Here is a 12,733-nt window from a genome sequence, read left to right as displayed (position 1 = left end):
TCCTCCTAGTTGTCCATCCTTAATGCTTCAAGGTTATTTTTCAGCCCTATTACTTGCTCAATTAAATGATCGTATACATGGATATTTTGGGCGACCTCTTCGTTATTCGTTTCCAATGCCAAAACCAAAGCACGTTCCGTTTCACTTTGATTCCGCTCATAAAAATCCAGTACGTTTTTCTGGATTTCTTTAGCGTTATATTCGATGTTTTTATTGATGGTCTCTTGAAGATTAGGTTCAATTTCGGTGTATAAGAAATTCTCAATTTGCCAGTTTATTCGCTTTTGTTCAGAACGCAAAAATTCCGATTTAGCTTTTTTCATAATATTCTCGTACTCATTTAGCTCTCTAGACAAGGCTTCTTTGGCTTGAGTGATCCTATGCTGAAAAAAAAGGATGGAATCTTGGTTTGCACCTGCTCGATTCGCAATCTGTTTTTGACGGTACTCCAGTTCATGCAATTCTTGGGTCAGCTCATTTCGTTGCGTCGGATATTTTTCTTCCAAGTGGTCTTTTTTCTTTTGCCATTCGTTATAGGCGAAGCGATCTTCGACTTGGGTGTCATAACTCACCTCATATGTAGAACTTCCCAGCCAACGCTTGGGGTTCCACTTGCTCCGTTCTACGATTCGTGTTGTCGTTACGGTACGAGAGGTTATTGGAGGCTGGACTCCAAGTTCTAACTTAGCTTTTTGATATTGTTGTTCAGCGAGTACCAGCGTTTTCTTACGAAAATCCATGTTTACTTTTACTTTTTGCGATTCTTTAATAATAGATTCTGTCTCGTTTTCAACTTTTAGTTTTTGATCTTCCCAATTTGAAATTTTGCTTTCTGTCTTTTTTAACTTTTGTTCAAATTCGTAGTTGACATGTTCGAATTTCAAAGTTTCTATAATTAACTTATTTTGATCGTTAATTTCTACAGATGGAATATACGCTTTGGATTTCATGATTGCTGATTGATAGACTTCTTCGAAAACTTCAATTAACCAATCGTGATATTTATCAAATAAATCATCTATCTTTTCTTTTAAACGTATACTTTGTGTATTTGTTTCTAAAAGCCTCTCCAGTTCTTCAAAAGTAATCGACATCGTTTCCATTTTAATTGCACTCAAAAGATTTTCGATATCTTCTTTTATTTCTATTTTCGTTATCTTTAAAATTTGCGCATGTCGTGAATTTACGTAATCCTTTAGTCTATCTTTATTTTGCGAAGCCGCTTCTCTTATTCGGCCCAATCGCATTTCAATTTGTTGACTGGAATCGATGTCCGGCTGGAATCTATTTAAATTTTTAATTTTATTTAACTCTTGCAACATTTCTTCCAAGACCTTTTTGAAAGCAGTAGCCAGAGAAGCATAAAAAATGTTATTTTTTTCTTTTAAAATAATCTCATTCCATAAATAATTTTCAAAATTAAAAAACCCGGATTCCTTAAAAAGATTTTCTCTCTCGTTTGAATTCAGATCTCTTTGATCATTGTGATAAAGACGAGGGATTGAATGGTCTCTGGCAACAAGAGCCTTCAAAGAAGAAACTCCAAACACTTTCGCATCAAGATCATTCTGTTTTCTTTCTCCTATGCCGTGAGAAAGTAGCTGATTTCGGAAAGAAGTGATTTTATCTTGAATGTAATCTCCTTCAGATACTCTTAGTTCATCAATGAAGTTAATAACATACAAAAATGAGTTTTGAGCACTTTGAAGGTTTTTTAACAACTCCATATTGCTATGGGCTAAACTTCTTAAGTGGAAAAGACATATACTGGCATGGGCGTGCTGGATTTCATGCATGGTTAGATCGTGGTGACCTTCTTCTGTGCCGTTTAAACCGGGGGTATCGATAAAGACAACTTTTTCTTGGGTGTATCTGAATTCGACATATACTTCCACATGTGAGACTTTCTTAGTCACCTCAATATCCGATTGTACAGTTCCGTACTTTTTCAGAGCATCGTTGTCCTCTTCCAAATTCAAGATAATCTGAGGTGATGTATCTTTAAAATGAACAACGACTCGGTTATGTAATTCATGATCTTTCGTTACGTTCCTAATGTATGTAATTGCAGCGGTCGTCTCTGTACGGGCATGCGGCAAGATATCTTTTCCTATCAACGCATTTAGAAAAGTCGATTTTCCTGCGCTAAACTCTCCTACTACCGTTACTCTAAATTCTTTTTCTTCTAAACTCCTTAAAATTTCCAAGCTTCTTTTTCGGTAATAGCTCTGAAACACCGGATCTTCCCAAGCTAAAATTTCAAATTGTTGGATAATTTTTTTAAAATCATTTTCTGTTGAATTGGTCATTTGGTCTTGCATATATTCCCTCCATGAGAACCCATTAAAAGTATCTAATAGGTATAAAAGTCCTTTTCTAAATCACTATATCATAAGATCTAACTAACTAGAATATTATTTTATTAAACCTATTTTTTATGCTCTATACAATTTATATACATACTATAAAAATATAAAGCGAGAGTGTAATTACTCCCGCTTTATTGATTGCTAACTTTTAAATAAACCTGATTTATTATTGAATAAATTTTTCATTTTTGTACACATACTCTTCATACAGCCCTTGAGACCCATACGGCAATACAATCCGATCGCCTTCAAGTTGCACGTCCGACTGCCCTTCTCCATACCAAACCAGCTCTAGCGGAGAAACATCGTACTCGCTGAAGGTATAATTGTAGTTGTACACCCATACGTAGCTCTCCAACATTCCGTCGCTGGCTACAAGCACAACTTCCGGAACGCCGTCGCTTGCGAAGTCGTATTCTTTTACGTATAAACTAAAGCCTTCGATCAGATCTCCGTAGTCGTTAAAAGGACCGATGCTGCCGTCTGCAAGCTCCGTCGGAAGCTGCCAGCCTTGCTCCATCGAAGAGCTGAAGACCTGCATCTTGATTCCGTTTGGGGTGTTTCTTCCGACCACGAACTCGATTTCTTCCCCGTCCAACATCAGTGGAAAGGAACGGTCGTTCTCGCCCGGCGTCCATTTATAAAAATTTTCTAACCCAATGCCCTCTGCCTTCGCAGCCTGAATTTGCGAAGAATCAGCTGTCACCGGTTCGCCGCCGGCTTGCGCCTGATCCGCCGTAGAAACCGCATGTTCCTCGTCGTAGCTCTCGTACACCTTATCCATCAGCAGGCTCAGCACCAGCGCAGTCTGATCGATGTCGTTATACGATCCGACGCCCATCTCGAACGTATCATCCTCATGCAAAATAAACTGGATACGTGCTTTTGCCGACTTTTCGTTATAGAGAAAATAACCCGTAAACTCAACCACATCGAAAGTATCGCCCGTCTCGTCATTCGTACCCGAAAAATACTGCCAGGTCGGTCCGTCAAAAAAAGCGTCCATCACTTCACCAAGCGTCACATCGTCACGGTTGTTCATTGTGCCATTTTTGACGAATCCTATATGCTCGTCGGCCAGATTCGCCAGATTGTTGAGTTGATCCGACGTCGTCTGTACGGCTTTGTCCGCCTCGTGTCGGACGTCTGCATCAGTTGATACAGACGAACATCCGGTCGCGACGACAACCGAAAACGCCAAACACCCGGCTATGATCCTGAGTCTCATCTTCTGTTATCCTCCTTTTCTATTTAAGATGTCGACGCCGCCGAAGGTGCTTCTTTAGCTTTCTTTTTTGAGAAGATTCCCATAAATCCCGCTACCGCAAGTAACACACCAGATAAAATATAAAACATGGAGATGCTGATCACGCCAGCGATTCCGCTGATTAACATAAGCCAACCCGCCAATTTAGGTTTGCTTTTAGAAAAGGCTGATCCTACGATGCCTAAAATACTGAATAGTAACGCCGAGATCGCCAGCCCGCTGATCTCCGATGTTCCTGTTTCTGAAAATGCAGCATCCAATCCTCCGATCATCATCGCGACGATCGCCGCAATGATTCCGAAAATCCCTCCGACCAATCCCATAGCAAACATCTTCATTTCCCCTCTCTTATTTATGAGTCGACTATTGTTAATCCAGGTAAAGCTCGTTCAGGTTCCAACAGATCGTATCCGCGGAATTGTCGCTGTAACTGTAATTGGCATACCCGGCCACAAGCTTGCGCCCGTCTGGGCTAAAAGTCAGGGAAATCGGTTGATCCACAGTGTTCCCCATTTTCTGTGCTTGTTTGGTGGCTTTTGTCGCATAAGAGCGGACCGGTTCCAAGGTCTCGATGTCGTAAACGTCTACATTGCCGTTCTCGTTTGTCACCGCTAACCATCCGCCAACGCCTACCGCGAAGTCTTCGAATTCACCTGGCAGCTCTCGTACGGTCGCAAAGCTTTGCGTGTCCAGAAAAGCGATTCCTGATCCGTTGTTAACGACTAAATACTTGGAATCGGGCGTAAATTCCGCTGCCCCCTGCTGGGTGGTGCTGCTCACCATCTGCCCGCTGCGCAGGTCATAGATTCGCGAATGGTCCGAGTACCCGTAGCCTCCCAGAACCGCCAACAATTGACCGTTCGGACTGAGCGCTATCGTCATGTCCCAGGCTGTATCCACATCCGGAGCGACTTGACCCCATACTTCGCCGCTTTGAACATCCAAGTCGAAAATCCCTCTGTCACCGTATTGGAAATAAAAATGCTGCCCGTCCGGACTCAGGACATAACGGGACTCCGTGTAAAATTTTCGGGATTCTTCGGGCATTTCGAACTTACGCTGTACGCGGAACGCCGAATCGTAGATCAACATCGTTTCGTGATCTTGATCCTCGTTATTCCAGCTATATAAGGTGTTTCCCGCAAAGGCAAGATCGTTGTTCATCTTCTTGATCGTCCGGCCGTCTTGAGCGTTTAGAAGCGCACCGTTGAGCGCCAGATACTTGCTGTCCGCACTCCAAGCCGGACGTTCGAATCGGGATTGATCAGTCGTCGTCGCCCATTCGATGTCCGTCACTTCGATACTGACCTTCGCTGTCTTCTCCTCTACTCGAATTTTTATTTCCGCTTTGCCTTCTTTGAGCGCCGTAACGTTACCCGAAGCGTCCACGAACAAGACAGAAGGGTCGGATACTTGATAGCTTACGGGCGGCACGGGCAAAATGGAGCTGTCCATCACGATCCGGGTGCTGAGTTTCGTTTGCTCGCCAACCGTAATCTTGGGTTTGGCCGCACTTAGGTTCGCTTCTTTGACCTTGGACTTAACCGTAACCAACAATTGAACCGACTTGTCTCCGGCTGTGACCTCGATATTCGTTCTCCCCGCTCCTACCGCGGTAATCACGCCGGCCGAGTTGACAGATGCAACTTCCACATTGCCGGACTTATACCGGACTTTGACGCTGCCGGTCTTCGAAGAAGAGTTGACTTTCGGCTTGAGTTGGAATGTATTTTTTACATAAAAAGGCATCGGGGGGCCGGCTGCTTGAATCCCGTACACTTTCACAGCTGCGGCACTTGCCGATCCGAACCCCATACTTCCCAAAATGATCATTAAAACCAAAGCGCTCATTATTGTTTTGTTCCATGCCGTTCTCATTTTCATCCTCCATCGTGTACAAAATGATTGACACTTTAATCCTTCAGCTCCGATAACTCGCGCAGCGTCCGAAAAATCCGTTCGTAGAGCCTCTGTTCTTTCGGAGTCATTCGGCCTAACTCCCTTGCAATTCGTTCCGGGATTCCGATCTCTTCATCGGCATGCGTCTCATATGAGGCATCTTCTTCGCGATCGGCCAGCAGCTCGCCTTCGCCGATCCCCAATGCTCTAGAGATTTTCCCGACGATTGCAATACTCGGCGACTGTCGGACTCCTCGCTCGATCTGTCCCAGATACGAAGTGTCGATCTCCGCCTTTTCGGCTAGTTGCTCTTGAGTCATGTTCAAGTTCTTTCTGAGTTTGCGGATTTTCGCTCCCAATCGTATGTCTTTCGAACCCCTAATCCCCCTCACCGCCCACTTTACTTTGTGTCTTTCCTCATCATAGAATAAGAAGGAAATTTTACCCACGGACGAAATCCTCTGCTCACCGTGACGATCGTCACTATTCACGCTCCTTTCTGGCTTAAGTCAAGTTTAGCATCGGGGTTTTGGGGTTCTTGAGAAATAGACAGGTATTTGGCAAGAAGGCTATTTCGCATAAAAAAAGTGAATTGATGCGCAAAAAATTCATTCACTGCGCTTTACGGACACAAAAAAGACACATTTACAGGAAGAGAAACTTGCATTGGCGTTACAGTTGACACATTTTGTTCATATTAGCATTCCTATCATTTACGCAAAGGGGCCTTACTGCAATGGGAAGAAGCCGTGCTTTACATAAGTTCATGGTAGATACTTGCGATTTTCAATTTGATTTTATGGAAATTTATAAAGAATGGAGCCTGAAGGCGATTCTGAAGGCGGTCGATACCGGGCAGCCCCTGCGGGATGCTTGCTTCTATCTGGGATTGGATACGGAGTTGATCGAGCAGGAAGTCAAGATTCATGCGCTGCGTCAGCTTTACGAAGAACAGTCTCATTTCACCGTACGCGAGATCGACCTGATGACCCAATACGCCGACCATACCTTATTCGGGTACGAGATTGGCGACCTGCTCGAAGAGATGATGTTTATGGACCCTCGAGCCTGGTTGGGATCATTCGAAAATTCCATTTTGTATCTAAACGACCAAGGGATCGGGGCCGGCGCGTTTCCTTCTTCTTCTGAGCTGAGCGATCGACAAAAAGAAGACGCGGTCAATCGCCTCTGTGCGGAATCGCTGCCGTTAGAATTTGATGCAGGACTGTCAACGCCGGAACGGGATGCCAAACTGCGTTGGAAATGGAGCGAGATCGGCCGACGTCACGGCTCCGGTTACCGCTTCTTCGAACGTTTCGTTCGTCAAGACTTGCTGCTGCGTCCTCATCCTAACGATATCGCCAAAGAAAATCGCCGGGAGCGGCTGCGCGAGCAGCACGCCTATTTCCGAAGCGTGCTCCACGATCTTGCGAACGGCCAGAAGACCGCGCGCGACCTGGAGCTGTACGAGAGCAAATGGAGTACCTACTATCTGGAGTTCGCCGCGGCGTATATCTCGCATGCCGCCACCCGCTCCGACGATCACGAAGACGACGAAGATTTCGATCCGGCCTTGGACAAGCGCAAATGGGCCGCCATCGTGAAGATCGCCTCCTTATTTACCCTTGTCAAAAGCCATAACCTGCGGCGGTTGCTGCTACGTAATCTTGTGCAGGACGTACCGTTTAACTTTGACGAAGCGGCGGAACTGATCGGCGTCGAATACAGCGATTATAAGATGAATTTTCTCGAACCGGAGACGGTCAAGGAAGATCGGCCCGCGCTGTATATGATCATTCTTTTGACCGCGGAATTCGCTCTGCGCCCTTACCTCCGGGATCGGTTACATGAGGCCGGCCTGTATTTCGGAGACAAAGCGCTCGACGTGACTCAGGAAATCGAAGACGGTGACGAAGAAGAGTTGACCGTATTGAAACGCCGTCTCATTCCGCTCATGCTGCTGCGAGACCTGTATTCGGAAGAGATTCAAGACGTATGGAATCCGGAGTCGATTACAGCGATGTTCGACGATCCTTTGCCTGATTCCGAAGAAATTTTCCTGAATTTATACAAATGGACTCACAAACTGAACAAAGCCAATGACGAAGGCAAGCTGTTCGGCGCGGCCACCCGCGAGTTTCTCTCCTACGGCTCGCACCGGATTATGAATACGGCAGTCGGCTTGATCAACGGAGTCGAACCATTCGAACAAGCCTTCAAGAAATTTGTTGGGATCAAGCCGAGGGACTTGGATGTCGCGGACCTTGAGAAGATGATGGATTGGTTATAAAAAAAGGATCGTTTCCTGTTCATGAGGAAGCGACCCTTTTTATTCATCAACCTTGTTCTGCCTAACGCGTCGATCATTATCCCCGTCAGTTCATAAACACATCCCACCGTCGATCCATGATCGAGATGAATTCAGCCCGTTCCTCGACATTCAAGCGCGCGGATAGAATGTATAGTTGCTCGGCTTCTTCCGCGCTCCCGGTCGGCATATCCTTTTTCGGATCGACCCGCAATTTCTTTGCCGCGGAATCGTAATAATAATCCAGAAAATTCGGGCTACCGGTCTGCATATAGCGGTCGCCGTACAGCGCGATCAGCTCTTCTCGGGACATCCCGAATTGCGCGCCGTCCTATAGACGCCGAGCGAATCTTCCAGCAGGTCAATAGCCGCGACCTGATCTTCCCGGTAAAATACTCGAATCCCGCCTTCATAAGTAACGCCGCCAAGGCTGTCCTCTCCAGCAGCCGATCCGATCGCCCGCTCGGCATCCTCGCGGGACACCTTGTAGCAGATCCGCGGCTCAGATTCTTCCGACTTCACGACGCACATGTCCTGTTCGGTGAATGCACGGGTTTCGAATTCGGGTTCTGCACGGCCGCACCCGACGGACACTGAAATCCAAACACCGGCTGCGATGCCGAGCCACGCTTTTCTTTTGTCCATTATTTAGGATCCTCCGGATGCATTGTATACCTGCTCCATAATTACCTCATACGATTTCAAAATAAACGTGTAAACGACATTCCGGGCGAACGCAAAAAGGCTCCCCGCAATGGGAAGCCTTTTCTATACGTGTTTCGTCGAAAGAATTGATGCTTACGGAGAAACCATGCCGCCGTTTGCGTTCAGCGTCTCGCCCGTCACATAGCTGGATTCCTGGCTGGCCAGGAACACATAAGCGGGAGCCATTTCGACCGGCTGTCCCGGGCGTCCGAGCGGAGTCTGGGAACCGAATTCCGGCAGTGCGTCCGGCGGTTGTCCGCCTGCGACCTGCAGCGGCGTCCAGACCGGACCCGGCGCCACCACGTTGACGCGGATGCCTTTTTCGCCGACCTGCTGCGCCAGCGCTTTGCTGAACGTGTTGATCGCGGCTTTGGTCGTCGCGTAATCCAGCAGGATCTCGGACGGGCTGTACGCCTGAATCGACGACGTGTTGATGATCGAGCTGCCCGGCTTCATATGCTTGATCGCCGCTTTGCACAGCCAGAACATCGCGTAGACGTTCGTCTTGAACGTCTCGTCGAACTGCTCCGTCGTGATCTCGTCGATGCTCTCGCGGAACTGCTGCTTGCCCGCCACGATCGCCAGAATGTCGATGCCGCCGAGTTCTTTGACGGCCGTCTCGATCAGGTTCACGCAGTAGCTCTCGTCTTTCACGTCGCCCGGCATCGCCACCGCTTTGCGGCCTTCGGCTTCGATCAGCTTGACGACTTCCTTGGCGTCCGCTTCTTCTTCCGGCAGATACGACAGCACGACGTCGGCGCCTTCTCTCGCATAGGCGATCGCCGCGGCGCGGCCGATGCCGCTGTCCGCTCCGGTCACGACCGCTTTGCGGCCGACCAGGCGTTCTTTGCCGACGTACGTCGTTTCGCCCGAATCGGGAATCGGATTCATTTCTTTCTGAAGGCCCGGGCCTTCCTGCTGCTGTTCATATTCCGGTCCGGCTTTCGGATACTGCGTCGTAGGGTCCTGCATCTTGTAGAAATCGCTCATGATTGAATGCCTCCTAGAGTATGCGAAATGGGGTTGGGGATTGAACGAACGGCCGATGCAGCGAAAATTTCTCGCCCGGCACCGCCGTACTCGTCTCTTATGTAACCGCCATAATTCCGATTTAAACGAGGCATGTTCGGGTAACGCGTAAATTCCGGAAAATTCCGTTCCGAAAACGAAAATTCGTCGTTCGATTCCGTTTTCGCAGCCGATCGGCGTTTAGCCGCGAAGCGGGACGTTTAAGGGATAGCAAGATGCCCGGAAAGCCAACGGGAAAGGAGCGATATTCATGTCCAAGTTACACACAAACGCCGCGACTTCCGATCCGAAAGCGATCGAAACCGTGCGCGACCTTATTCAAGATATCGAAACGGCGATGCTCACCACGGTGTCCGACACCGGCCTGGTCTCCCGTCCGATGAAGACGCAGCATATCGAATTCGACGGGGACCTGTGGTTCCTGACGAAAAAGGATACGTCCAAATATGACGAGATTCTTAAAGACCCCCGCGTCAATCTGGCTTATGCCGGCAAGTCGTACGTCTCGATCAGCGGAACGGCGGAATTCGTCGAAGACGACGCGCGCAAAAAAGTCCTGTGGAACAAAATGTACGAGAAGATTCTCGGCACGCCTTATGACGATCCCAACCTCGTCTTGATCCGCGTCACGACGGATACGGCGGAATATTGGGAAAGCGGCAGCGCGGTCAAGATGATCACCCATCTGCTCAAAAAAGCGGTCGGCAAAGGCTCGGAGCCCAAGTCCGAACCGGGGCTCAACGAGACGGTCGATCTGGAGTCGGCACCGAAAACGCCTACGGACTGAGCGCTTGTAGCCGTGCGCAAAAAGCCGTACGCAAAAAAAAGGATTCCCGCGCTATGCGGGAATCCTCAACGTGTCGAGAAAGTCTGATTCTGAACAAAGTAAGGAGGCGGAGGGAGAAATTCAGTGTAGGAGCGCCAGCGTTCGCCTTTGAAATCAGGAAAATCCCATTCAAATTTGATCCTTTTTCCTGATTTCAACACGCGACCGGAACGAATTTCTCCCGCAGTCGACAAGCTTCTCATACGTATAGGACTTTCTCGACAGCCTGAGGATTCCCGCGCTATGCGGGAATCCTTTTTGGCGTGGTCTTGCAAAGCGGCTGCCGCCGGCTTATTCGCCGCAGCACGCCTGCAGCAGCCGGCCCGCGTTCGGCCGCAGCCGATCCAGCGGCTGCGGCCGCGAGAAATAATAGCCCTGCAGCTTCAGGCAGCCGAGCGACATCAGCAGCTCCCGCTGCTCGGCCGTCTCCACGCCTTCCGCGATGACGGACAGGCCCAATTCGTCGGCCATGGCGACGACGCCGCGAATCATGGCGCGGCTGACGCGGTTGAACGACGCGTTCTGGATCAGCGCGCGGTCGATCTTGAGCGTCTGGACCGGCAGTTCCTGCAGCAGGCCGATGCCCGAAGAAGAACCGCTGCCGAGGTCGTCGAGCGAGAACGTCACGCCCCATTCGCGCAGCATGACCAGTTGGGGCAAAATATGCGAAGCGTCGAGACGCTGGGTCGTTTCGTTGAGTTCGATCTCGATCTTGTCGGGCGGGCACCCGGTCTGCGCGAACACTTCGGCCGCCAGTTCGACGAAGTACGGATCGCGCAGCGATTTGACCGTGATATTGACGTGAATGCGTTCCTGCGGCATCAGAATCGACTGGGCGAAGCAGGCTTCGCGCAGCACCCACAGATCGACCTGCTCGATCAATCCGGCTTCTTCCGCCGCCTGGATCGCTTCGACCGGAGACACGAGGCCGCGTTCCGGATGGTTCCAGCGAAGCAGCGCTTCGTAGGAGCTAACGGCTCCGCTCTTCGCTTCGACGATCGGCTGGAAATACAGCTGGAGCTCGCCGCCCTGAAGCGCCTGACGCATATCCAGCTCCGCCTGCTGATCTTCGATCCGAAAAATGCTCATGCCGGCTTTGCCGCCTTTTTTGATCCGGTACATCGCCGTATCCGCCCGATCGATATATTCGCGCAGCGAGTCGGCTTCGAGACAGGCGCCGATCGACAGCGTCAGCGGTTCCTCGTGGTTCGACAGCGGCATGTCTTCGTCCCGGAACGCCGAGACGAGGCGCTTGACCGCCCGCTGGACCTCTTCCGCGTCGTTCGTCGGAATGACGATCACGAATTCGTCGCCGCCGTAGCGGCAGAGCAGCCAGTTCTCGTCCGCCGCTTTGCGGATAGCGCCCGCCAGCGATTGCAGCACCCGATCTCCGATCGTATGCCCGTAATCGTCGTTCACTTCCTTGAAGTTGTCCAGATCCATGAAGATGACCGCCTTCGGCGAATCTTCGAGTTCGCGTTCATAGATCGATTCCAGCGCGTTATAGCGCAGAAATCCGGTCAGGTCGTCGAAATACGTCGTCTCTTCCAGCCGGATTAATCCGGAGATGACCGAGGCGACGTGGGTCAGGCGCTCGACATCCTGCGCGTTGAAGACGTGGTGACGGTCCAGCGCGCAGATCGTCCCGTACAGATCGCCGTTCGCCAGCCGGATCGGAACGCCGAGAAAGCTGGCTTTGCCGAGATCCGACGTGATCGGCATTTCGCGCGTGAGCGCGCAGGACGTTGTATCTTCGATCATGACCGGCCCGGCTTCCAGGCCGACCAGACTGCAGTAGGACAAGGAATAGGGAACGACGCTGCCTTCCTGGATCATCTCTTCCCCGGTGTTCCAGGCGCTGACGATCGTATTGTGCCTGCCGTTATTGTAGGCCATAAAAAATGTATTCGCGTCGATGACAGAGTGTAACAGCGAGAACAGCGTTTTGGACGTGATACGGATCAGATCCTCGCGCTGTTCTTTCATCGGTTTCATCATAGGCCTCCATAGGTCTTGGGTTGCGCATGTATTGGGTATATGAGCCCATTATAAACGATAAGCTAGCAGGCGTCACGTTTCATATAGTCAAATATTTCTACTTTTTTCGCTATTTTTCCTGTATTTTCGACATCACCCATTTGAATGCTTCCAAATTCAATTTTTATCGGCTTAATTGTGTAGATCAGGCTGGAAAATAGAGCTGCCGACAGACTTTTTTCGCGCGCGCCAAAAAACCGCTTGCAGCCCGTTGGCGTAAACGGGCCGCAAGCGGCTTGAACTTGGCGAGCGGAAAGCGGGCCAGACAGCCCGGCGCTTCCCCTCTTTTCCAA

General features: G+C 49.6%; 12 protein-coding genes. 2 read left to right on the top strand and 10 right to left on the bottom strand.

The features are described 5' to 3' along the window. Positions 1–5: 5 nt before the first annotated feature. From FFV09_RS14805 to FFV09_RS14785, 5 genes are all read right to left on the bottom strand, one after another. Entirely contained in the window at positions 6–2,321 is a 2,316-nt protein-coding gene (locus tag FFV09_RS14805; RefSeq protein ID WP_141448543.1) for a dynamin family protein, read from the bottom strand. Between the two features lie 214 nt (positions 2,322–2,535). After that, entirely contained in the window at positions 2,536–3,597 is a 1,062-nt protein-coding gene (locus FFV09_RS14800) for a hypothetical protein (protein WP_141448542.1), read from the bottom strand. Positions 3,598–3,620: 23 nt separating this feature from the next. Beyond that, positions 3,621–3,968 (bottom strand): DUF4064 domain-containing protein, encoded by a 348-nt coding sequence (locus tag FFV09_RS14795; protein WP_425472321.1) that lies wholly within the window; start codon positions 3,966–3,968, stop codon positions 3,621–3,623. 37 nt (positions 3,969–4,005) lie between these two features. Further along, a complete protein-coding gene (locus tag FFV09_RS14790) occupies positions 4,006–5,514 on the bottom strand; it encodes an Ig-like domain-containing protein (RefSeq protein WP_170315037.1) in 1,509 nt (502 codons plus the stop codon). A gap of 35 nt (positions 5,515–5,549) precedes the next feature. Next, complete coding sequence (locus FFV09_RS14785) at positions 5,550–5,927, bottom strand: helix-turn-helix domain-containing protein (RefSeq protein WP_281288501.1); 378 nt, start codon at positions 5,925–5,927, stop codon at positions 5,550–5,552. Positions 5,928–6,271: 344 nt separating this feature from the next. Between FFV09_RS14785 and FFV09_RS14780 the strand changes: the two genes are divergently transcribed. After that, positions 6,272–7,825 carry a hypothetical protein gene (locus tag FFV09_RS14780; RefSeq protein WP_141448538.1) on the top strand — a complete coding sequence of 518 codons (1,554 nt, stop codon included), beginning with the start codon at positions 6,272–6,274 and terminating at the stop codon, positions 7,823–7,825. An 85-nt stretch (positions 7,826–7,910) separates the two neighbouring features. Here FFV09_RS14780 and FFV09_RS14775 read toward each other — a convergent pair whose 3' ends face one another. The 3 genes from FFV09_RS14775 to FFV09_RS14765 all read right to left on the bottom strand — a co-directional run bounded on the left by FFV09_RS14775 (position 7,911) and on the right by FFV09_RS14765 (position 9,538). Beyond that, positions 7,911–8,156: a hypothetical protein gene (locus tag FFV09_RS14775; RefSeq protein ID WP_141448537.1), complete on the bottom strand. Its 246-nt coding sequence runs from the start codon at positions 8,154–8,156 to the stop codon at positions 7,911–7,913. Then, a complete protein-coding gene (locus FFV09_RS14770; protein ID WP_141448536.1) occupies positions 8,138–8,488 on the bottom strand; it encodes a hypothetical protein in 351 nt (116 codons plus the stop codon). The genes FFV09_RS14775 and FFV09_RS14770 overlap by 19 nt, the downstream gene beginning before the upstream one ends. A gap of 153 nt (positions 8,489–8,641) precedes the next feature. After that, complete coding sequence (locus tag FFV09_RS14765) at positions 8,642–9,538, bottom strand: SDR family oxidoreductase (protein ID WP_141448535.1); 897 nt, start codon at positions 9,536–9,538, stop codon at positions 8,642–8,644. Positions 9,539–9,827: 289 nt separating this feature from the next. On the opposite strand from FFV09_RS14765, the gene FFV09_RS14760 reads away from it, so the two are divergent. Then, positions 9,828–10,364 carry a pyridoxamine 5'-phosphate oxidase family protein gene (locus FFV09_RS14760; protein WP_141448534.1) on the top strand — a complete coding sequence of 179 codons (537 nt, stop codon included), beginning with the start codon at positions 9,828–9,830 and terminating at the stop codon, positions 10,362–10,364. Positions 10,365–10,694: 330 nt separating this feature from the next. Here the strand turns inward: FFV09_RS14760 and FFV09_RS14755 are convergent, their stop codons facing one another. Both FFV09_RS14755 and FFV09_RS14750 read right to left on the bottom strand, forming a co-directional pair. Further along, positions 10,695–12,398, bottom strand: a complete 1,704-nt coding sequence (locus FFV09_RS14755) for a sensor domain-containing phosphodiesterase (RefSeq protein WP_170315036.1) — start codon at positions 12,396–12,398, stop codon at positions 10,695–10,697. 65 nt (positions 12,399–12,463) lie between these two features. Then, the gene (locus tag FFV09_RS14750; RefSeq protein WP_141448532.1) at positions 12,464–12,733 is read right to left on the bottom strand and encodes a hypothetical protein; all 270 of its coding nucleotides are present in this window, start codon (positions 12,731–12,733) and stop codon (positions 12,464–12,466) included.

Source organism: Saccharibacillus brassicae, assembly GCF_006542275.1.
GTDB lineage: Bacteria > Bacillota > Bacilli > Paenibacillales > Paenibacillaceae > Saccharibacillus > Saccharibacillus brassicae.
Note: the sequence above shows the minus strand (reverse complement) of the source record. Positions and strands in the feature narration are given on the sequence as shown.

Coding starts and splice junctions, on each gene's coding strand:
- FFV09_RS14805 (WP_141448543.1), bottom strand. CDS start 2,321: ATGCAAGACCAAATGACCAATTCAACAGAAAATGATTTTAAAAAAATT.
- FFV09_RS14800 (WP_141448542.1), bottom strand. CDS start 3,597: ATGAGACTCAGGATCATAGCCGGGTGTTTGGCGTTTTCGGTTGTCGTC.
- FFV09_RS14795 (WP_425472321.1), bottom strand. CDS start 3,968: ATGTTTGCTATGGGATTGGTCGGAGGGATTTTCGGAATCATTGCGGCG.
- FFV09_RS14790 (WP_170315037.1), bottom strand. CDS start 5,514: ATGAGAACGGCATGGAACAAAACAATAATGAGCGCTTTGGTTTTAATG.
- FFV09_RS14780 (WP_141448538.1), top strand. CDS start 6,272: ATGGGAAGAAGCCGTGCTTTACATAAGTTCATGGTAGATACTTGCGAT.
- FFV09_RS14775 (WP_141448537.1), bottom strand. CDS start 8,156: ATGTCCCGAGAAGAGCTGATCGCGCTGTACGGCGACCGCTATATGCAG.
- FFV09_RS14770 (WP_141448536.1), bottom strand. CDS start 8,488: ATGGACAAAAGAAAAGCGTGGCTCGGCATCGCAGCCGGTGTTTGGATT.
- FFV09_RS14765 (WP_141448535.1), bottom strand. CDS start 9,538: ATGAGCGATTTCTACAAGATGCAGGACCCTACGACGCAGTATCCGAAA.
- FFV09_RS14760 (WP_141448534.1), top strand. CDS start 9,828: ATGTCCAAGTTACACACAAACGCCGCGACTTCCGATCCGAAAGCGATC.
- FFV09_RS14755 (WP_170315036.1), bottom strand. CDS start 12,398: ATGAAACCGATGAAAGAACAGCGCGAGGATCTGATCCGTATCACGTCC.